This is a genomic window from Pseudomonas triticicola, assembly GCF_019145375.1.
GTDB classification, from domain to species: Bacteria; Pseudomonadota; Gammaproteobacteria; order Pseudomonadales; family Pseudomonadaceae; genus Aquipseudomonas; species Aquipseudomonas triticicola.
Genome location: NZ_JAHSTX010000001.1, coordinates 3,004,879 through 3,022,375 on the forward strand (window position 1 = coordinate 3,004,879; position 17,497 = coordinate 3,022,375).

A 17,497-nucleotide genomic window follows, 5' to 3' on the forward strand; every position below is an offset into this window, starting at 1 on the left:
TGTCACCCGTCGAATTGTCGTGCCTATGAGATTGACCGCAAGCGAACCAAATCGTTAACTGTATGCATGTACAGTTAATCTCCTAAGGCTTGCATCATGAGCATCACCCTCCTCGGCCCACTTGCTACTGGCGGTAAGCAACTGCCCCTTTATTCATCCAAGGTACCGGCGGGCTTTCCCTCCCCTGCGGCTGATCACATCGAAAAGCACATTTCCCTGGATGAGCTGTTCGATATCCGGGCGCCGCACGTGTATCTGGTGAGGATTGATGGGGATAGCATGCAGGGCGCGGGCATCTATTCCGGGGATATGGTGATCGTCGATCGAAGCATCGAAGCGGTCAGTGGCGATATCGTTATCGCCGCGTTGAATTCGGAGCCCTTCTGCAAGCGCCTGCTTCTGCGCGAGAATGCAGTGCTGCTTGTGTCAGAGAACCCAAAATATCCGGCGAGACATGTCATGGAAGGCGATGAGCTTGTGATCTGGGGCGTTGTGAAATACAGCGTGCGCGATCATGACAATACGTGAGCCTGTCTTCGCCCTGATCGACTGCAACTCGTTTTACGCGAGCTGCGAGCGCGTCTTTAGACCCGACCTTGCCAAGACACCAATCGTGGTGCTGTCCAACAATGACGGCTGTGTGATCGCGCGTAGCTACGACGCCAAGCCGTTCGTAAAAATGGGCCAGCCGTACTTCCAGATCAAAGACCATCTACGCCGGCATGGGATCGTGGCCTTCAGCAGTAATTACGCTTTGTACGGCGACATGAGCGAGCGCGTCATGACTATCATCGAATCGATGGTGCCAGCGCTTGAGGTCTACAGCATCGATGAAGCATTTGCTGATTTGACTGGCATGCCTGGAGATCTGTCCGCGTTTGGCAGGCACATGCGCTCCACCCTTCTCAAGCGCACAGGCATTCCAGTCGGGGTGGGGATCGCGCGCACGAAGACACTGGCCAAGCTCGCCAACCACACAGCCAAACGGCTGCTCGATATCACCGGCGGCGTGGTGGATTTGTGCGATCCGTTCAAACGCGACTGGACGCTGCGCAACACCGACGTCGGCGAAGTCTGGGGCATTGGCAAGCGCATGAAGGCTCATCTGGAAACAATGGGCATCAAGACTGCAATGGACTTGGCAAAAGCCGATCCGTGGATGCTTCGTCAGAAATTCAGCGTGGTGATCGCGAAAACGGCTCGCGAGCTAGCCGGTACCCCATGTTTGGAACTGGGGGAAGCTGACCCACCGAAGCAGGAAATTTGCTGCAGCAGGATGTTCGGCACGCGTCTCACGCAGATTGAGCCGATCAAGGAAGCGGTCGCTACCTACACCCAACGCGCGGCGGAAAAGCTCCGAACGCAAAACTCACTCTGCAAGAAAATCCGAGTCAGCATTCGCACCGGCATGTTCAACCCTGAAGAAGCGAAGTATGCGAATGGAGCGCTGGTCGAGTTACCGTACCCGACCAACGACGTGCGGCTGATGACGAAGGCTGCGACCGAAGCGGTCAATCGTCTCTTTCGTCCCGGCTACAAGTACAGCAAGGCGGAAGTTTTGCTGATGGATTTGCGACAGCCCGGCGAATTCACTGATGACCTGTTCGCCCATTCGCAACCCGTGATGGCGGACAAGGTGATGAGCGTTCTGGATGAGATAAATAGCCGCTGGGGAAAGGGAGTGCTGCGTTTAGCCAGCGTGCCTGCAGCGCCTGGTTGGGCAATGCGTCGGGAGCTGATGAGTCAGAGTTACACGACGAAGCTAGATCAGCTGTGGACGGTCAGAGCCCAGTAGCGACCACGAGATGGGCATATACCGCCTCAGAAACTAGCAGCCTTGAACGGCTGCTTAGCGTCATTTTCAGTCGGTCACGACAGGCAGAAATCGGCCATAAGCGGACTGTCACGTGGTGCCAAGCGGTGTTTGCGACATTACTTTTCGTACAGAGCCTAGCGAAATAGCACGCTTGCAGCATTTACATGATTAGAGCCAATCGAGTCAATGTATTCGAGTTTGGTAGCAGGCGGCACGATCCAGTCAACAACCTCGATGTTGCTGAAATCCGCAATGTATAGTTCGATTATTTCTCCGGGAATTGCGCCAAGCTCATATTTTATGGCCCTTCGTATGTGACCAATCGGGTCAGCTTTAAAGTTGCCGTTCTTCACAATGTCGCGAAAGTAGGAATCGATATGATGATCGGCTTGCCCATGTTCGAACCACTGGTATTTTGGTGGGCTCGAATAGTCAACTTCGAATCCGGATTCAGTTTCTACGTACTCAAAAAAAGCAGTGGCAGGATGGAATTTATTTGGAAACTCCAAGACAGGGGTAGGTCGAGTAACGCGAAGTTTTATAAGTGCAAAATAGATTGTTGGACTAGGATCTCTGTAGCAATATTCGCCGGCATAAAAGGCACTTTGAGACATCCATAAGTTGTTGCGGCTTTTTAAAAGCTCATCGATGTCCACGATGGGTGACTTTGAACGGATTCCTGAGTAGAATATTGTGTCAGTCTCAACGGTGTAGGGTGTCACACCGATTTTATTCCAGATGTCCATTATGGATCTGTGAGTGCTGGAGAAGTCTGGAACTGATTTTGTTATCGCTTCCCTATTATGTTCTATTTTGCTGGAGGGGGAACCGTCAGCTTTTCGCAACTCAGAGGTAGTAGGTGTATTAGGTTTTTTTGTCTTGAAAAATTTTAGAAAATTCACTATGCGGACACTACAATTATTGAATGAAATTTTCATTGTGGTTGTTGTGGGTTTTTTAATGCAACTTGGGTTCATAGAAGAGTGCATCCATCATCGCCGCTCTTGCTTTCCAAGCCCTGAGATCGGCCTTCTTAGTTGGTAGGTTTTATCAAATTATTTTCTAATCTTCTACATTGGCGAAGAAGTTAGATGCAAAGTCGATTACAGGATATTCAGATTTGTAGCTCGCAACCAAGTTTAACACCTCTTTCTTTAAAGTTTTTTTGTCGAAACTGTTTGTGCTGAAAGATGTTTTGTAAAGCGTTTTTCTGGATTTTGGTGTCATGCTGTATTTTTTATCATCGTCCTTTTTTATTGGGCCAAAAAATAGATCTAATTCTAGGAAAACATAATTCCCAATTTGAAGGCTGATGATGTGGAAGCATTCGGTTTCGGCACCTGCTTCAATTGTATTGGCAGATTCGAATTTAAGTGCAAAAACTTCAGGAGCGCCCTCGAGCGCAGTGAGTATTTTATGGATTTTAGTGCCTGTCTGTTCAATTTGCTGGGCGCTGAAATGCAAGGGGGTGTCAACTTCAAAGTGGTTTTTTATTTTTATGATTTTTTCATAAATTTCCACATTTTCAGATTGGTCGGGAAAACCACTTCCAGATTTCAGATAGGCGCTCGAGGTTATGCCTTGGAAGTTAAAGGTAAGGTCGACGTTTTTTGGTTCGGAAAGCATGTGTGTCAACTTGAACATTTTAAGTGCCTCTTCGACTTCGAATTGTTCAAGTAAATGAAAATTTATCGTGATATTGAAAGATTTTCCGTGATTAAGTACGTGAAATTCAAAAAACTTCCCGTCCATTCTGATTCTCCGTTGGTGCTTTGGTATCCAGGAATCAAACGGACTACTATAGAGGTCGACCGAAAACTTTAAAGAGCGACCAGTTGTTTTGTCTCTGAAAGTTATGTTGCCTTGATCATTAGGGATTACATCCGGCATCGTTAGGATGGCCGAATCATTGGCCAACTCGACTCTGTCAGATATGACACCAAAGCGAAGTGATGATCCATGAAGATCAACGACCTCGACGGCACCTTTTTTTCCTAAGGAAATGTCAATTAGTTGCTGTAGCTTTTCATCTCCGCTCACTGAGAAAGTTATTCGATGAGAGCCTTTTTCAAAACCAACTGATTTTAGGTGTTCGCGCTTTCGATCAAGGTAATCTAAGTGTGAAGGGCCGATATGACTTATTATCATCTGTTTGAGTGTGGAGGCCGAGAACGGAATCACAGGTTCATCAAAGTGAAGACGCATCTTTTTTTTGTTTAGCTTTACCTTTGGGTCTTTAACATGCTCGTCAGAAATTCGTTTAAGAGTTTTTTCTATTGAGTCATTGTCGAAGTGGCGCAAGTAAGCTGCTGTTGGGGTGTCACCTTTGTCAAATTCCAATAGTACATAAAAGCAAGGTAACGAGCTGGTGGCGATTTTTTTTAGGTTTGATAGTTCAATATCTACTGATCTTTTGTTGTTGTCGGTAGATTTTACTTGGATTTTTGTTTCTATCAGTCCCTCATGCATAGACATGCGATCAAATAAGGCGGGGTCGTTATCTATTTCTACAAATAGATCCCAGCCATTTATGTCGGTCTCAGATTTGTTTGCAGCCATTCCTGCTGCTGCGCACATTACACCAAAGTATTTTTCTCCCGCTGTTCCTAAATCCCTCATGCTTTCTCCGATGCAGTTGAGTCTACGTAATTCGGTCTATTGCAAGGATATCCTACCGAATGCCCCAAATTCTGAGGCAATCTTGGGCAGATGGCCATGTTGGGTTTTCCAAAGGTCTTTTGCGCAAAATCCTATCGTTTTGAAAAAATCTCCTGAAAAGCACTTATCCCCCTCCCGCCGGCGGGCTTTGCGTCCCTTTTTTGTGCAAAGGCCAGAGCGCTGCAATTGGCTACTCCGCCCTGGCCCGCTGCAGGGGCTGTGTGCGGAGTAGCGATTGCACGTAGTGCAAGGTTTTGCAAAAAAAATGTAGGGGTGTTGCTTAGCGCGACAGAGCGGGGACGTGTTCGTAGGGGTGTTGACGCCGATTTAGACGAAGAGCCGGACAGCCATTTTAAAGAACTTCTCGGCGTCCTAGGTCACATTGAGGCGCTAGATGTCGATATCGAGGGCTCAGCCTTGATCGACAACGCGCGCATGCATGTGAAGCGCTCAATCGTGACGCTTGAGGTGCGCAGGCGCGAGCAAGATGAAGGCTCTGAAGATGAAGCCGATTGGACTCACGTCGTGACGCAAAAGAAGGAGGATGCTACACCTCCTATTTTCGTAATTACTAACCGCTCAGTGTTCGACGACATCGACAAGTAATCGCCGAGACGCGGAACAATTGTATTTGTAGCTTCGAAACCATCCTTGATCGATAGCCCAAAAGCACAGCGCACTTTGAGAGCTGCCCCTGTTGAATCTGGCCTAAACGTCAGGTCTACAACATCCCTTTGAATATCCGCTACTGGCCGTTAGTGCTCGATTGCGAACGTCCGCTTTTGGCCGATTCCAGCCGTCCGAGATGGCGGCGAACGGCCAGAAGCGGTCATTCGAAAAATATCAGAACGGCTCCGAGCAAAAACGCCTAACTTCACTGGTACAGTCCATCCCTTGTAACGGGTTAGGAGGTAATTTGCGTTCAATCAGATTGAGTTCCACCTTCCAATATCTCAAACCCGTCATCAACGGGGGCATACCCGACAACTTTTCTGCTCTGATCAATAGAGAGACGCTTATATCGGTTATCTGAGACCCCATGGATAACGTGAAAACCCTTGAGCTCGGCTTCAACACAATTGTTGAGTAGCGCAACAACATCTCTAAAGCTAATGAAGGCAGCGACGTCTCTGGGACTATGGGTTTCGCCTTGTTGAAAATTGGCTACGTTGGCTATACGGACTGCGATGGTCGTCATCTGTCCATCGTTTGCATACATCGAAGCCAAAGCTTCTCCGAACGCCTTGCTGACTCCGTAGAGATTGCCTGGTTTAGGTGCCATGCATTCCTGGATCTGAACATCCGTTGGATATCCTTCAATCACTTGGGCACTGCTTGCAAATATGAAGCGCTTGCAACCTTGTGCCTTTGCGGCGAAAAGCATGTTGTAAGTGCCCACGATGTTCACTGGAAGCAGTGAGTCCATGAAATCAGCGTCTGGGTCAGGGTTAGCGGCAAGATGGATGACGGTATGGATACCTTCGCAAGCTCGAATGCAACTGGCTTGATCCCGGACATCCAGAGCGAAACGCTGTGCCGAGTCCGGGAGTTGAGTTACGTCTAGATCGGCCAAACGCAAATCGGATTTATCGTCGCGCTCCTGCCAAAAAGCAGTGCCGATCTTTCCTGCCGCACCTGTGACGAGGATTTTCCTTGAGCTCATTTCGGCATGTCCTTATGGTAAATGTCACGCCAGCCTCCCAGCCTTGTGATCGGTTTACAACCACCGATATGAGCAATCGTGGATTCAGACAAGCGCTGTAGCTGGCAATGCTTTCGTGCTGACCAGGCCATTGTTGGCCTAGAGTGGCCAAGCAGAAAAGACAGCCATCAGCAATATCAAACCGAGAGCGTCTTCGGTAGGAATTATTTTACCCAGCGAACGGTATCGGCAGTAATTACCGGCCTATGGTTGTGCCCTAGCCTCTGACTAACGAGCCACAGCCTAGTCGCCTGGACAGCTACTACCTTTCCCGAGAATTCCTTCTTTTTGAGAACCTCGGCGCTGACAACGTAGCTACCACACTCAACGCAATCAACTATCGCACCATGAAAGTTGGTTTCAAGCACTCGAGCCGACGCCCCACAAATTGAACAGCTCATACGTCACTCCCTGCGGTCGATGAACTGTAGCCGAACGCTGGTCATTCTCCACCTTGTCACGGAGGACTCATGACCTTTCTTGCCAACAAAAGCTGATGGAGGCACGGATGAATACGTCTGAAGATCATCGAGCGTTGGATTCTACTTAGAGGCAGAGCTGTTGCCTTCTACCGGTCGACCATCAAGGGCAGGCAGCGGATCGGTTTGAATCCCAGTGAGTATGGAGGCCCATGCTGCGTAAGCTTGTGTGTGACGGATACAGCTTCATCCCAGCGGCTGCCTGTTACCTCGTGCGAGACGACAAGCATCATGAGGTGATTTGTGGCTGCGTCCAGATCAAGCAGGAGGTGATAGGCGTTAAATCGAAAAACGTCGGTCGAAGGCATGATGTGGGCACGTTGGGCCTCATAGACTTTCGCTCACGGACGTGATTCCTTGGTTCGCTCCCAGCCATTTCGTATGATGAGCAACCTAAGTTTGGGATGCTTGGCGTGAAACCATCATCAAAAATAGCTTCAACCACTCCGCCCGTACCAACCGGCGTCACCCAGAATTTAAGCGATGCTGTTAGTCAGCTTTCTTGGGACGATTTGCGAATCATCAAGACGCTAAGCGAATGCGGTAATAGAGCCGCGACAGCGAAAAAGTTGGGTATCAACGTATCCACCGTATCGCGTCGTGTAGCTCAAGTGGAAAAGACGCTTGGGGTCGCCCTATTTGACCACCGTCGCTCAGGGTACATGCTGACGCCGGAAGGCATCGAGTTACGGGCGCTCGCCGAACGAGTAGAGCTTGATATCGTGAGCGTCACTCGTAGAGTTTCTCGGGCAGGTCAAGGGCTGCTTGGAAAGCTTAGGATCACTACCAGCGACTCCCTGCTGCTGTATTTTCTCACGCCGATCATCGCCGACTTCAAGGCACTTAATGAAGGAATTGCCATCGAGGTTCTTGTTGGCAACGAGACGTTAAGTCTGGCTCGCGATGAATCTGACGTAGCGGTGAGAGCGACCAAAAAACCTGCCGAAAGTCTAGTCGGGCGCAAGCTCGCTTCGATCGCATGGGCGCCTTATGGCAGCATAAAACAAGCGACTACTACCCCGTTCGCAGAAGGCCAACCGTGGGTATCGTATTCCGCAGGATTATGTGGGCTGAAGGCTAAAAGCTACGTCGAGGACAGAGTCAGCGCCGACTGTATTTCTTATCGTACGGACTCAGTCGCGGCCGCTAGCGTCGCCATTGCGGCAGGACTTGGTTATGGGTTTCTTCCGTGCATGCTGGGAGACATTACGCCTGGGTTAACACGCGTCGGGCCAGTTGTGCGCGAACTACAGGATGAGCTCTGGCTGCTCACGCACCAGGACATTCGAAAGTCATGGAGAGTCAAAGCATTCATGACTTTTTGTGCAGCAGCCGTAGCGCATCAAAAGCCTTTGATCGAAGGGCAGCTGGATCTCCCGGTTGCGCAGGGCGAAACCGGGAGCGTCTCTTAGTCGGCGCTAGATCCGATGACAGCCTTGCAGACAATTTCAATCAGCTGTGAACGTTGAGCCAACCTGGATACACCGATGATATTGCTCGCACACTGGGGCCGCTCAGTGCGATATGCGGCTTTGCGCACATCACCTACGACGGCGAATGCCGCGTCCATATCCAATACGTAGAGCGTTTCTTCGACGACATCATTAAGGGTTGCTCCATAGAGCGCGAGCAACTTGGCGATGTTGTCGTAGGAGGAGCGCATCTGTTCGCCTATCGACGAGAAATCGCTGGGTTTGCCCTCGCTATTCAAAGGTGCGGGAGCAACCAGGTTACCCTCCTCATCGTGGTTGAACTGACCCGAGATATAGATCTCGTTTCCGACTTTTCTGGCCTGGGGATAGCCGTAGCCCTCCTCCCATGAAACTCCCCAGTAAGCGGTGTTTTTGCCGTGCGGTTGTGAGGCAGCCATTGCTTTCTCCTTGCAGATGACGAATCGAATGATGTCGATTCGAGTTGTCGGGAGGCAAAGGCTAGCACCGGAAAGACTATTGGAAGTGTGCATTTTTGCGCCTCCAGAAGCGCAAAATTGCGCCCGCATCTCGACGCGCCTTCCGTTAAATTTTTCCCATCGACTGACCGCTGGATTGAGCTGATCGACCGGCTACTGGGAAAAAGGAATCAGGATGAAAAAGAAAACATGCGCGTCCTCACTTAAGGATTTGGCTAAACAAACCGGACACTTGAAAGCTTGGCAGATACAGCGCGCCAAGCAGTTGATGCTCGATAACCTGGACGCAGATATCTCCGTGGCAGCTATCGCACAGGCGTGTGCGCTATCGCGCAGCCATTTCACCCGTCAGTTTAAAAAAAGCACTCTCGTCTCACCCAAAGAATGGATGCGAGAGCAGCGGATTTTGAGGGGCAAGCAGCTGCTTCAGACGTCGAGATTGCTACTTGCAGACATTGCACTGGAGTGTGGGTTCTCTGACCAATCTCACTTCTGTCGAACATTCGTGCGAACCGAAGGTGTGACTCCTAGGGCTTGGAAACAGAACAATCAATCGCCTGCGCTATGATTTGATGAGCTTCATAGAGGGGCTAGTTGTGTCTGCAGCTCTAACGCAAAGAAGGTGACGTATGTGGTTCGGGATTACGAGCATCATTCATGATTCAACCTTGCGCTACTCAGCGTTGCAGCAACTGCGGGAGTAGGCGCTTGCGCGAAGAAGCGACTGCAGCACAGCTGGACTGGCGGCTGGCGCACTGTTAGATCGTTGGATGGGATGGGTGGCTGCGTTGACATCGGGTGCATCTGTCAGACGCCCCCGTTAAATGGATGTAAATGGTTGTGTAATTGGGTTTGAGATGCTGGAGCTCGTTTAGATCAATACCTCAATGGAAGAGGTGCGCCTTAGCTTGCCGGTTAACTGCTCTCGCCTGGGGAGAATTTGTTTCCCAGGGCAGGCTCAAGGGATAATGGGATAGGCGAGTTTGCCGGCGATTAGCCTTTACTCCGCAACGCGTTCAATCGGGAAATGGGATGCGGTAATCCCACCAGCGGGACGTGGGCGCTTTCAGTCGTCTCCCCAGGGATCGAATTTATCCCCATACCTCGCGTGTAAAGCACGATTGCGTTCGATCCTCCAGATCCATGGATCGTAGTCCTCGGGTAATGCGGCCAGTTTGTCGCTGATGATCATTTGCACCGCTTCGTCACGCAGCAATCTCCTGGTCAGCTCGCGGTATTGGCCACGCGTGACCACACCATAAGTGGCGTGATTGTCTTTTACATAGAGATCGGTCATTCCTACCCGCATATGGCCGTAGTTTTCTACGTCTTCAGGGTAGATGTCCTCTAGGCTGAGGTGACCCATATCGAACTCCAGGTTTCACAGCCGCCCTCGAAAGCCTGCGCCATCATTAAAATCGTTCCTTCGCGACAGCGCCTACGTAAGCCAGCCAACAGCAGGCCATTAAATGTGCGCATGATAACCTCGGTACAGATATCACTGTTCCGAGAACCCGCTTTGAACACACCTGACGCACGTGCCGATTTCAATACTTTGATCAACGCCCCAAAGTTTTCGGACGACCCAGTCGGACAGCACCAGAAGAAACGGTGGCGACTGCTGGCTGAAGACATTTACCAAAGCACCACGATAGAGGCACTGCTCGAAGCAAGAGGCAAAGCGGAAGGCTATATCCATGGTCTTGTAGATGCTGGGCACCTCTCGACCAAGGACTACGAGCGTGATTACCTCATTCTGTGCATCGCTCAAAGGCGGCGTGAATTCCTGCGCAAATTGCTGAACGAATACGGGTACTGAAGTAATAAACTCATGCCCTAGCAGCAATTCCAAAGCGTTTCGGGGAGTGTTTTCACTTTCCCATCATGGCTCTCAACTTGAGCCGTAACTCCTCTTGGGTCGGCAATGAGCTAAGGCCCAAGTCAGGATCAGTGCGAATCAACCTTCGATCGTGATCTGGCCAACTTTCATAAGGATCATCATCCAGGGCGAGCCAATTCGTCAGGCCTGCCCTGGTTACCGCAGTATGGATCTGCTGATAGCGGCTGTGCATGTCATAGCCCTCAAAAGGCGCCTTGGGCATTCTTGAATGCCATGTACTGCTCACGGTGAGAGCCTGCAACTCTGGCGGTAAGGCAGCGCGTGCACGGCGGTAACCGAGGATGCGCACCCAGCTTGTCGATAAGCTGAGTCTGACTTGAGGAAATTCCTTGAGTATCGCTACTAGTATTCCGGCATGCATCATGAGTTGCCCAGCTGCACGCAATTCCAAACCACTCCGGGTACGGTATACGTCGTCCGGGTGCAGCACCCCATCAAAATCGAGAAATAGAACTCGATCATTCGGCGTCAGCCGGCTGGTTGTCGGGCAGTTCGAATCAAGCACGGTGAAGAACTCTCAAAGCCGGCCTTCCTGGAAGTTAGCTGCTTACCGTGGAGAGCACTGCCGAATGCTCGTAATCAACTCCGCCAGTAGCTCATCAAGACTGACCAGGCCATCCGCATATCGCTGCATCTCAGCAAGGTGCGCAGAGGAATGCCTCATACCTTCGAGTGCCTGACAACCAAGAACCTCAGCCACTGCTTTGCGACGCCGTTCGCGCTCGAGATCATCGATTTGCATGAGACACCTCCCCTTCGCATAGAAGGCCTCCACCAAAGGGGAAGCCTGGCTGTGAAGACTTATTTGAATGCCTTGCTGAAGCGTTGAGACAGCGATGCAGCGTCAATCGCAGCCCAACTCTCCGGATCATTGCTCATCCTGATCCAATTGACCGCAATCCCCACCATGACCAACCCTGCCAAGATCCCCTCCCAGAACGCCCAAACGAAGGTAGTCCGAACTAGGTAGTCAGGGTCAACGCTTCCGGACACTAGATGAATCGGATAGGGAGAAAGGAAGCATCCTGCAATGAACGCCAAGATCATCAAGGGTACTGCGTAGACCATCAACATCACCGGCACCTTGATCTGGTACTGCCTCGCAGCTACCAGCTTGCCGTTAGCGCCCTTCATGGCATAGATGGTGGCTGTGTTTGCAGTCTTGTCTTTTTTCTTCGTGAAGATGCCGTACAGGGTCACTCGCTCCCCCGCCTCAATCTCTTCAAAGATCATTCCTGGCAGCAAGACATTCGGCAACACCTGCCCATCGATAACGATGCGCGCGGTCATAACCCCCTGCGCAGTAGCAATCACTCGTGGCTTCTCGATCACTCCAGTGACCTGCCGGCAATCAAATCGAATCAAAACGGTGCTCCTGCAATTTTTAAGGGCGTGGCTAATCGCACTGCCTAAATGGCAGTGAGGGTGAAAGTATTGGGTCAGTTACGCTCGAAACGAGAAAACGGTACTCAGCGCTGCGGGCTTTCTCACACCATCACCGAGCAATAGGTAGACGGTGCTTTTGGTTTCAAACATGTACGGGTGGTCATGCGAAATTCCGAAGTTAGCGCGCACCCAGTGGCCGGGAGCGAAACGTCGACGGCTGTCCTCGACGACCTCATGGGCATAAACAGCTTTTGGTAGCAGCCCCATTGATGCGAGACGATCTTGCTCCGCCTGTGTGAGCTGGAGATCAGCGATGATCCATTGCTTCACTAGACAGAAAGGCTTTCCCGGAAAAGTCTGTTCGGCAAGCGCTATTAATTCTTCTTGCGCGCCATGCCAACCAAGAACGACTTCCCCGCTTCCATAAAAAAACTGAGCTATCTCATCCAGTGTTACTGACATGGAGCCTCCAGTGTTTGAACCATCATGTGCGTGCACTGGTGTAGATATGGCCCGCGCCGGTTATGAACTCGTAGACGGGGTTTTCCTCGGTGCCAGGCTGGATGCGAATTTCAGAGAGAAGCTCCATCGCGTATGCCCCCTGCTCGCACTTTGTAGGTGGAAGTATGAGATGGATGTTCGTCACGATTAGGAACTCACCCTGCTCCGCTTCACGCATCATCTGAACGGTCTCTACATCCGTAACTAGATGCGCGACCGGGCTGAAGTCTCCATCCTCCAATCCCATTCCCTCAACCAGAAACGAGTACTCGCACCGACTGATATCCATGGATTTCCAGAGCATTCGAATACCGTCAGGAGTTTTAAATTGCCCCTGCAAATTGCTGCTATTGGTTACAAACACTGCAGATAAACCCCATTCCAAATCCTGCCAAGCTCTGAATAGGCTCAGCGTAAGGCAGCCTTCGATTGCGCCTGCTCATGCTTCTGGCAACCGGATAGGAATGCTGCCGAAAGGCACGCCATCCCGTGGCGGCATGCATCCTATTGGATGGCCATCATAAGCAAATATCCCACCATTAACAATTATAGATATTTGGTGGGCCATTGCGAGTATGGCTCTATCCTTCATTTTGAGAAACTGAACGTGAAGGAAGAGCTAGCCGTCACGCTGCGCGCCATCCGGCAAATGAAAGGACTGGGTTATGAGGCCCTTGCGGGAACCATCAGCCAGAGCAACCTTAGCTTGCTCGAACAAGGGAAAATCCAGGCGACGCTACCGACCCTCGTCAAAATCGCCGAAACGCTCGATATCAACCTTCTGACTCTATTGGCGTTGTGCTTGGCGATCCGTGACAAAGAGGCTCCTGAACATTTGATAAAAAATGCGCAAAAGGAGCTTCAAGGCTTCATCGAATCTGGTGGCCTTAAAATCATGGAGGATCAGATTCAGGACGGCGCATTGAAAAAGCGCTCTCGAGGAACTCGAGCGGATGCTCAGAGGGTGAGTGCCGTTGTTGAACTGAAAAAGCGGGGCCTGACTCAAGCCGAAGCTGCGCGTGAACTAGGTTTGCCCACATCGACTGTTCAGCGGTACTGGCGGAAGGGATAAGCCTTTATAGGCAGGGTATTCAATACGATGCGTCTCATCGTCCTTGAGTCGCAACCGAGCGTAGGAGCTAGCATCGCTACTGCTGAGGCCACCAAGACGTCCTTCGCCGCATTGGAAAGGTTGATCTCGTCCGAGATTCAAGATTCAGTACTTTATCGTCCTAAACCAAAGCGGTTCGTTACCAACACCCTACCTTCTATCTCCACGGGAGCGTGATCACCGCCTTACAAAGATGCGATGAATCACGACATCCCCAAGTTTAAAGCAATCAATGCATCCCCGTTTTCATCGTCTCGGTGAGGACATTAATGTGTATCCCCCTGTCGTTGCTCGTGGGCGTTTAGCTCAGCAGTCTGTAATCGAGCTCAACGGAAAGTGGTTTCGGCTGTCCATTTCTACTGCCATATCGATGGACACCGAACAATTAGCTAACCCACTGATTTAAATTGATATTTTTTTGTCCATCACTAGATAAGTCACAGGTAGGGTGCGGTCACTAGACCATCCAGCGATTATCTGGCGATTAACATATCAAGCGACCTGGGACAGCTTGGCGTTAGCCTGATTCAGCCCTTTCTCCTGGAAGTCACCGCCCAGGTTCATGCCCTCAGCATGGATAAAGGTCACGTCGTTGATCCCGATGAAACCCATCACCTGACGCAGGTACGGTTCCTGATGATCCGCCGGGCCACCGGCATACACACCACCGCGAGCAGTCAGGACAAAGGCGCGCTTGCCGTTGAGCAGACCTTGCGGACCGGTTTCGGTGTACTTGAAGGTCACCCCGGCACGCAGCACATGATCCAGCCAGGCCTTGAGCGTGCTCGGGATGGCAAAGTTGTACATCGGTGCAGCCAGTACCAGCACGTCGGCGGCGAGCAGCTCATCAGTCAATTGGTTGGAACGGTCCAGCGACGCTTGTTCGCTGTCGTTGCGCTGTTCGACGGGTTTCATCCAGCCACCCAGCAAGTTGGCGTCCAGATGCGGCACCGGGTTCGCAGCGAGGTCACGCACGGTGATCTGATCGGCAGGATGCGCGGCTTTCCACTGAGCGATGAAGGTCTGGGTCAATTGACGGGAAACCGAGTCTTGCTGGCGGGCACTGCTTTCGATGATCAGAACGCGGGACATGGTGTGTAGCCTCCATCCGAATATGTTGTAAGTCGATGGAGTGAAGGTTAAACAGAGTTGAATCGATGAAAAAGCGCAAATATCCGCTGTAACCCATCAATAAATTCGTTTATAAGCTAAGCCCATATCCCCTGTGGGAGCGAGCAGGCTCGCGAAAGCGCAATGTTCAGTCACATCATCTCTGGATGACGCTCCGTCTTCGCGAGCAGGCTCGCTCCCACAGGGAAATAGCGTTATTTCGGTGTGCAGGTCAGTTTGATGCGCAGCTTGATGATCTCGCGGGTGAACTTGGCCGTGGCGTTTTTATGCTTGCCGGCCGGCACATCGATGCTGCGGGTGCGCGGTGCTTCCGGGCCGTTGCTGAACACCGCACGGCAGGTCGCATCGACGTCACCGTAATTGGCCACGCGGATCGAGCCGATGTCGTTGTCCGTGTCGTACGTCTCGTAATCGATCTTCATGCCGTTGAGATCCTTTTGCACGTCGATCGGATAGGCAAACGCGGTCAACGGCAGCAGCGCCAGCACCACACAACAGAATTTTTTCATTCGGCAGTCTCCATGAGGGACGGCCAGCTTAGGACAAGAGGAGCTATTGATGAAAGCGCCCCGCGTGACCCTTGATCAATGGCGAACGTTGCAGGCCGTGGTCGACCACGGCGGATTCGCCCAGGCCGCCGAGGCCCTGCACCGTTCGCAATCGTCGGTGAGCTACACCGTCGCCCGCATGCAGGATCAGCTCGGCGTGCCATTGCTGCGCATCGACGGGCGCAAAGCCGTGCTCACCGAAGCCGGCGGCGTATTGCTGCGCCGTTCGCGGCAATTGGTCAAACAGGCCAGCCAACTCGAAGACCTCGCCCATCACATGGAGCAAGGCTGGGAAGCGGAAGTGCGGCTGGTGGTCGATGCGGCATACCCGAGCGCGCGGATCGTCCGCGCCCTGACCGCGTTCATGCCGCAGAGTCGCGGCTGCCGCGTGCGTCTGCGCGAGGAAGTGTTGTCGGGCGTCGAGGAAGTGCTGCTCGAAGGCGTGGCGGACCTGGCAATCACCGGCCTGAGCATTCCCGGCTACCTGGGTGCGGAATTGAGTGATGTCGAGTTCGTTGCCGTCGCCCACCCTGATCATCCGCTGCATCGGCTCAACCGCGAGCTGAGCTTTCAGGATCTGGAAACCCAGATGCAAGTGGTGATCCGCGACTCCGGCCGCCAGCAGCCGCGCGATGTCGGCTGGCTCGGCGCCGAACAGCGCTGGACCGTCGGCAGCCTCGCCACCGCCGCGACCTTTGTCAGCAGCGGCCTGGGCTTTGCCTGGCTACCGCGGCACATGATCGACCGCGAACTCAAGGATGGTTCGCTCAAGCTGCTACCGTTGGACCGAGGCGGCAGCCGCAATTCGAGTTTCTATCTGTATTCGAACAAGGACAAACCCCTGGGCCCGGCCACGCAAATCCTTATCGAATTGTTGCGCACCTTCGACACCTTGCCGCTGGACGCACCGTTTGCCGCACCTGAACAAGCCTGACACGGAGTTCACCGATGGCGTATTTCGAGCACGAAGGTTGCAACCTGCACTACGAGGAATATGGCCACGGTGCGCCGTTGCTGCTGGTTCACGGGCTCGGCTCGAGCACCCTGGACTGGGAAATGCAGATCCCCGCGCTGGCCGCGCACTACCGGGTGATCGTCCCGGACATTCGCGGCCACGGGCGCTCGGACAAACCCCGCGAGCGCTACAGCATCGCCGCATTCAGCGCCGACCTGCTGGCCTTGATCGAACACTTGCGCCTCGGCCCGGTGCACTACGTCGGGCTGTCGATGGGCGGAATGATCGGTTTTCAACTGGCCGTCGATCAGCCGCAGGTGCTCAAGAGCCTGACCATCGTCAACAGCGCACCACAGGTCAAATTGCGCAGCCGCGATGATTATTGGCAGTGGTTCAAGCGCTGGAGCCTGATGCGCCTGCTCAGCCTGGAAACCATTGGCAAAGCCCTCGGCAGCAAGCTTTTTCCCAAGCCGGACAGGCCGACCTGCGACGAAAAATGGCCGAACGCTGGGCAACAAACGACAAACGTGCTTATCTCGCCAGCTTCGATGCGATCGTGGGCTGGGGCGTTCAGGAACGACTTTCCCGGGTGTCCTGTCCAACGCTCGTCATCAGCGCCGACCGTGACTACACGCCGGTGGCGTTAAAGGAAACCTATGTAAAACTGCTGCCGGATGCGCGGCTGGTGGTCATTGACGACTCGCGCCATGCCACCCCGCTCGATCAACCCGAACGCTTCAATCACACGCTGCTGGATTTTCTCGCCACAGCCGACCTTCACTCTCAGGATCACTGACCCATGCTGAAAAAACTCGCCCTCGCCGCCGGCTCCGTACTGTTTGCCGCCAACCTGATGGCTGCTACCCCGGCCAAGGCGCCCCACGTGCTGCTGGACACCACCAACGGCCAGATCGAAATCGAACTGGACCCGGTCAAGGCACCGATCAGCACGAAGAACTTCCTTGAATACGTCGACAGCGGTTTCTACAACAACACCATTTTCCACCGCGTGATCCCGGGTTTCATGGCTCAGGGCGGCGGCTTCACCCAGCAGATGCAACAGAAAGAAACCAAGGCGCCGATCAAGAACGAGGCCAGCAATGGCCTGCACAACGTTCGTGGCACCCTGTCGATGGCGCGTACTTCCAACCCTGATTCGGCGACCAGCCAGTTCTTCATCAACGTTGCCGACAACGCATTCCTCGACCCGGGTCGCGACGCCGGTTACGCGGTGTTCGCCAAAGTGGTCAAGGGCATGGACGTCGTGGACATCATCGTCAACTCGCAGACCACCACCAAACAAGGCATGCAGAACGTGCCTGTCGACCCTGTGATCATCAAGTCGGCCAAGCGCATCGACTGAGTTTCGCCGGGCATATCGAGCGGCGTGGGGCTGAGCCT

Annotated in this window: 23 protein-coding genes; 11 read left to right on the forward strand and 12 right to left on the reverse strand. The window is 52.6% G+C overall.

Annotated elements, in window-relative coordinates; genetic code table 11:
- Positions 1-96 precede the first annotated feature (96 nt).
- Both KVG85_RS13335 and umuC read left to right on the forward strand, forming a co-directional pair.
- Entirely contained in the window at positions 97-528 is a 432-nt protein-coding gene (locus KVG85_RS13335; RefSeq protein ID WP_110602845.1) for a LexA family protein, read from the forward strand.
- Entirely contained in the window at positions 515-1,795 is a 1,281-nt protein-coding gene (gene umuC, locus KVG85_RS13340; protein ID WP_217864097.1) for a translesion error-prone DNA polymerase V subunit UmuC, read from the forward strand. The genes KVG85_RS13335 and umuC overlap by 14 nt, the downstream gene beginning before the upstream one ends.
- Before the next feature lie 155 nt (positions 1,796-1,950).
- Here the strand turns inward: umuC and KVG85_RS13345 are convergent, their stop codons facing one another.
- Both KVG85_RS13345 and KVG85_RS13350 read right to left on the reverse strand, forming a co-directional pair.
- Positions 1,951-2,562: a hypothetical protein gene (locus KVG85_RS13345; protein ID WP_217864098.1), complete on the reverse strand. Its 612-nt coding sequence runs from the start codon at positions 2,560-2,562 to the stop codon at positions 1,951-1,953.
- Between the two features lie 316 nt (positions 2,563-2,878).
- Positions 2,879-4,435, reverse strand: a complete 1,557-nt coding sequence (locus KVG85_RS13350) for a hypothetical protein (protein WP_217864099.1) — start codon at positions 4,433-4,435, stop codon at positions 2,879-2,881.
- A 225-nt stretch (positions 4,436-4,660) separates the two neighbouring features.
- Between KVG85_RS13350 and KVG85_RS13355 the strand changes: the two genes are divergently transcribed.
- Positions 4,661-5,080, forward strand: coding sequence for a hypothetical protein (locus KVG85_RS13355; protein ID WP_217864100.1), 420 nt, complete (start codon positions 4,661-4,663; stop codon positions 5,078-5,080).
- A 316-nt stretch (positions 5,081-5,396) separates the two neighbouring features.
- On the opposite strand, the gene KVG85_RS13360 is transcribed toward KVG85_RS13355, so the two are convergent.
- On the reverse strand, positions 5,397-6,137 hold the full coding sequence (locus KVG85_RS13360) for an NAD-dependent epimerase/dehydratase family protein (protein WP_217864101.1): 741 nt from the start codon (positions 6,135-6,137) through the stop codon (positions 5,397-5,399).
- A gap of 922 nt (positions 6,138-7,059) precedes the next feature.
- On the opposite strand from KVG85_RS13360, the gene KVG85_RS13365 reads away from it, so the two are divergent.
- Positions 7,060-8,067 (forward strand): LysR family transcriptional regulator, encoded by a 1,008-nt coding sequence (locus KVG85_RS13365; RefSeq protein WP_217864102.1) that lies wholly within the window; start codon positions 7,060-7,062, stop codon positions 8,065-8,067.
- On the opposite strand, the gene KVG85_RS13370 is transcribed toward KVG85_RS13365, so the two are convergent.
- A complete protein-coding gene (locus KVG85_RS13370; protein ID WP_217864103.1) occupies positions 8,064-8,525 on the reverse strand; it encodes a RidA family protein in 462 nt (153 codons plus the stop codon). The genes KVG85_RS13365 and KVG85_RS13370 overlap by 4 nt on opposite strands.
- Positions 8,526-8,739: 214 nt before the next feature.
- Between KVG85_RS13370 and KVG85_RS13375 the strand changes: the two genes are divergently transcribed.
- Positions 8,740-9,132 carry a helix-turn-helix domain-containing protein gene (locus KVG85_RS13375; RefSeq protein ID WP_217864104.1) on the forward strand — a complete coding sequence of 131 codons (393 nt, stop codon included), beginning with the start codon at positions 8,740-8,742 and terminating at the stop codon, positions 9,130-9,132.
- Positions 9,133-9,630: 498 nt separating this feature from the next.
- Here the strand turns inward: KVG85_RS13375 and KVG85_RS13380 are convergent, their stop codons facing one another.
- A complete protein-coding gene (locus KVG85_RS13380) occupies positions 9,631-9,930 on the reverse strand; it encodes a hypothetical protein (RefSeq protein ID WP_217864105.1) in 300 nt (99 codons plus the stop codon).
- A 153-nt stretch (positions 9,931-10,083) separates the two neighbouring features.
- On the opposite strand from KVG85_RS13380, the gene KVG85_RS13385 reads away from it, so the two are divergent.
- Complete coding sequence (locus KVG85_RS13385) at positions 10,084-10,383, forward strand: hypothetical protein (protein ID WP_130928786.1); 300 nt, start codon at positions 10,084-10,086, stop codon at positions 10,381-10,383.
- A gap of 52 nt (positions 10,384-10,435) precedes the next feature.
- Here KVG85_RS13385 and KVG85_RS13390 read toward each other — a convergent pair whose 3' ends face one another.
- The 5 genes from KVG85_RS13390 to KVG85_RS13410 all read right to left on the reverse strand — a co-directional run bounded on the left by KVG85_RS13390 (position 10,436) and on the right by KVG85_RS13410 (position 12,640).
- Positions 10,436-10,969, reverse strand: a complete 534-nt coding sequence (locus KVG85_RS13390) for an HAD domain-containing protein (RefSeq protein ID WP_241664644.1) — start codon at positions 10,967-10,969, stop codon at positions 10,436-10,438.
- Positions 10,970-11,011: 42 nt separating this feature from the next.
- Positions 11,012-11,206 (reverse strand): antitoxin VbhA family protein, encoded by a 195-nt coding sequence (locus KVG85_RS26155; RefSeq protein ID WP_110602857.1) that lies wholly within the window; start codon positions 11,204-11,206, stop codon positions 11,012-11,014.
- Positions 11,207-11,265: 59 nt separating this feature from the next.
- Positions 11,266-11,829: a hypothetical protein gene (locus KVG85_RS13400; RefSeq protein ID WP_217864106.1), complete on the reverse strand. Its 564-nt coding sequence runs from the start codon at positions 11,827-11,829 to the stop codon at positions 11,266-11,268.
- A gap of 78 nt (positions 11,830-11,907) precedes the next feature.
- Positions 11,908-12,312, reverse strand: coding sequence for a DUF6957 family protein (locus KVG85_RS13405; protein ID WP_217864107.1), 405 nt, complete (start codon positions 12,310-12,312; stop codon positions 11,908-11,910).
- Between the two features lie 22 nt (positions 12,313-12,334).
- A complete protein-coding gene (locus tag KVG85_RS13410; protein WP_217864108.1) occupies positions 12,335-12,640 on the reverse strand; it encodes a hypothetical protein in 306 nt (101 codons plus the stop codon).
- Between the two features lie 222 nt (positions 12,641-12,862).
- Between KVG85_RS13410 and KVG85_RS13415 the strand changes: the two genes are divergently transcribed.
- Positions 12,863-13,423, forward strand: coding sequence for a helix-turn-helix domain-containing protein (locus KVG85_RS13415; RefSeq protein ID WP_217864109.1), 561 nt, complete (start codon positions 12,863-12,865; stop codon positions 13,421-13,423).
- A gap of 531 nt (positions 13,424-13,954) precedes the next feature.
- Here KVG85_RS13415 and KVG85_RS13420 read toward each other — a convergent pair.
- Both KVG85_RS13420 and KVG85_RS13425 read right to left on the reverse strand, forming a co-directional pair.
- Positions 13,955-14,554, reverse strand: coding sequence for an FMN-dependent NADH-azoreductase (locus tag KVG85_RS13420; RefSeq protein WP_217864110.1), 600 nt, complete (start codon positions 14,552-14,554; stop codon positions 13,955-13,957).
- 233 nt (positions 14,555-14,787) lie between these two features.
- The gene (locus KVG85_RS13425) at positions 14,788-15,102 is read right to left on the reverse strand and encodes a hypothetical protein (RefSeq protein ID WP_016771198.1); all 315 of its coding nucleotides are present in this window, start codon (positions 15,100-15,102) and stop codon (positions 14,788-14,790) included.
- Between the two features lie 49 nt (positions 15,103-15,151).
- Between KVG85_RS13425 and KVG85_RS13430 the strand changes: the two genes are divergently transcribed.
- Genes KVG85_RS13430 through KVG85_RS13440 form a run of 4 tightly spaced genes read left to right on the forward strand, consistent with a single transcriptional unit; the run spans position 15,152 to position 17,459 of the window.
- The gene (locus tag KVG85_RS13430) at positions 15,152-16,075 is read left to right on the forward strand and encodes a PA3225 family LysR-type transcriptional regulator (protein WP_016771199.1); all 924 of its coding nucleotides are present in this window, start codon (positions 15,152-15,154) and stop codon (positions 16,073-16,075) included.
- 14 nt (positions 16,076-16,089) lie between these two features.
- Positions 16,090-16,743 (forward strand): alpha/beta fold hydrolase, encoded by a 654-nt coding sequence (locus KVG85_RS13435; RefSeq protein ID WP_367615312.1) that lies wholly within the window; start codon positions 16,090-16,092, stop codon positions 16,741-16,743.
- Entirely contained in the window at positions 16,734-16,892 is a 159-nt protein-coding gene (locus tag KVG85_RS26160; RefSeq protein ID WP_367615313.1) for an alpha/beta fold hydrolase, read from the forward strand. Before KVG85_RS13435 ends, KVG85_RS26160 begins: the two co-directional genes overlap by 10 nt.
- 3 nt (positions 16,893-16,895) lie before the next feature.
- A complete protein-coding gene (locus tag KVG85_RS13440) occupies positions 16,896-17,459 on the forward strand; it encodes a peptidylprolyl isomerase (RefSeq protein ID WP_016771201.1) in 564 nt (187 codons plus the stop codon).
- Positions 17,460-17,497 lie beyond the last annotated feature (38 nt).

Coding starts and splice junctions, on each gene's coding strand:
- KVG85_RS13405 (WP_217864107.1), bottom strand. CDS start 12,312: ATGTCAGTAACACTGGATGAGATAGCTCAGTTTTTTTATGGAAGCGGG.
- KVG85_RS13365 (WP_217864102.1), top strand. CDS start 7,060: ATGCTTGGCGTGAAACCATCATCAAAAATAGCTTCAACCACTCCGCCC.
- KVG85_RS13420 (WP_217864110.1), bottom strand. CDS start 14,554: ATGTCCCGCGTTCTGATCATCGAAAGCAGTGCCCGCCAGCAAGACTCG.
- KVG85_RS26155 (WP_110602857.1), bottom strand. CDS start 11,206: ATGCAAATCGATGATCTCGAGCGCGAACGGCGTCGCAAAGCAGTGGCT.
- KVG85_RS13425 (WP_016771198.1), bottom strand. CDS start 15,102: ATGAAAAAATTCTGTTGTGTGGTGCTGGCGCTGCTGCCGTTGACCGCG.
- KVG85_RS13360 (WP_217864101.1), bottom strand. CDS start 6,137: ATGAGCTCAAGGAAAATCCTCGTCACAGGTGCGGCAGGAAAGATCGGC.
- KVG85_RS13375 (WP_217864104.1), top strand. CDS start 8,740: ATGAAAAAGAAAACATGCGCGTCCTCACTTAAGGATTTGGCTAAACAA.
- KVG85_RS13435 (WP_367615312.1), top strand. CDS start 16,090: ATGGCGTATTTCGAGCACGAAGGTTGCAACCTGCACTACGAGGAATAT.
- KVG85_RS13345 (WP_217864098.1), bottom strand. CDS start 2,562: ATGGACATCTGGAATAAAATCGGTGTGACACCCTACACCGTTGAGACT.
- KVG85_RS13415 (WP_217864109.1), top strand. CDS start 12,863: ATGGCCATCATAAGCAAATATCCCACCATTAACAATTATAGATATTTG.
- KVG85_RS13370 (WP_217864103.1), bottom strand. CDS start 8,525: ATGGCTGCCTCACAACCGCACGGCAAAAACACCGCTTACTGGGGAGTT.
- KVG85_RS13440 (WP_016771201.1), top strand. CDS start 16,896: ATGCTGAAAAAACTCGCCCTCGCCGCCGGCTCCGTACTGTTTGCCGCC.
- KVG85_RS13335 (WP_110602845.1), top strand. CDS start 97: ATGAGCATCACCCTCCTCGGCCCACTTGCTACTGGCGGTAAGCAACTG.
- KVG85_RS13410 (WP_217864108.1), bottom strand. CDS start 12,640: ATGGATATCAGTCGGTGCGAGTACTCGTTTCTGGTTGAGGGAATGGGA.
- KVG85_RS13430 (WP_016771199.1), top strand. CDS start 15,152: ATGAAAGCGCCCCGCGTGACCCTTGATCAATGGCGAACGTTGCAGGCC.
- KVG85_RS13350 (WP_217864099.1), bottom strand. CDS start 4,435: ATGAGGGATTTAGGAACAGCGGGAGAAAAATACTTTGGTGTAATGTGC.
- KVG85_RS13380 (WP_217864105.1), bottom strand. CDS start 9,930: ATGGGTCACCTCAGCCTAGAGGACATCTACCCTGAAGACGTAGAAAAC.
- umuC (WP_217864097.1), top strand. CDS start 515: ATGACAATACGTGAGCCTGTCTTCGCCCTGATCGACTGCAACTCGTTT.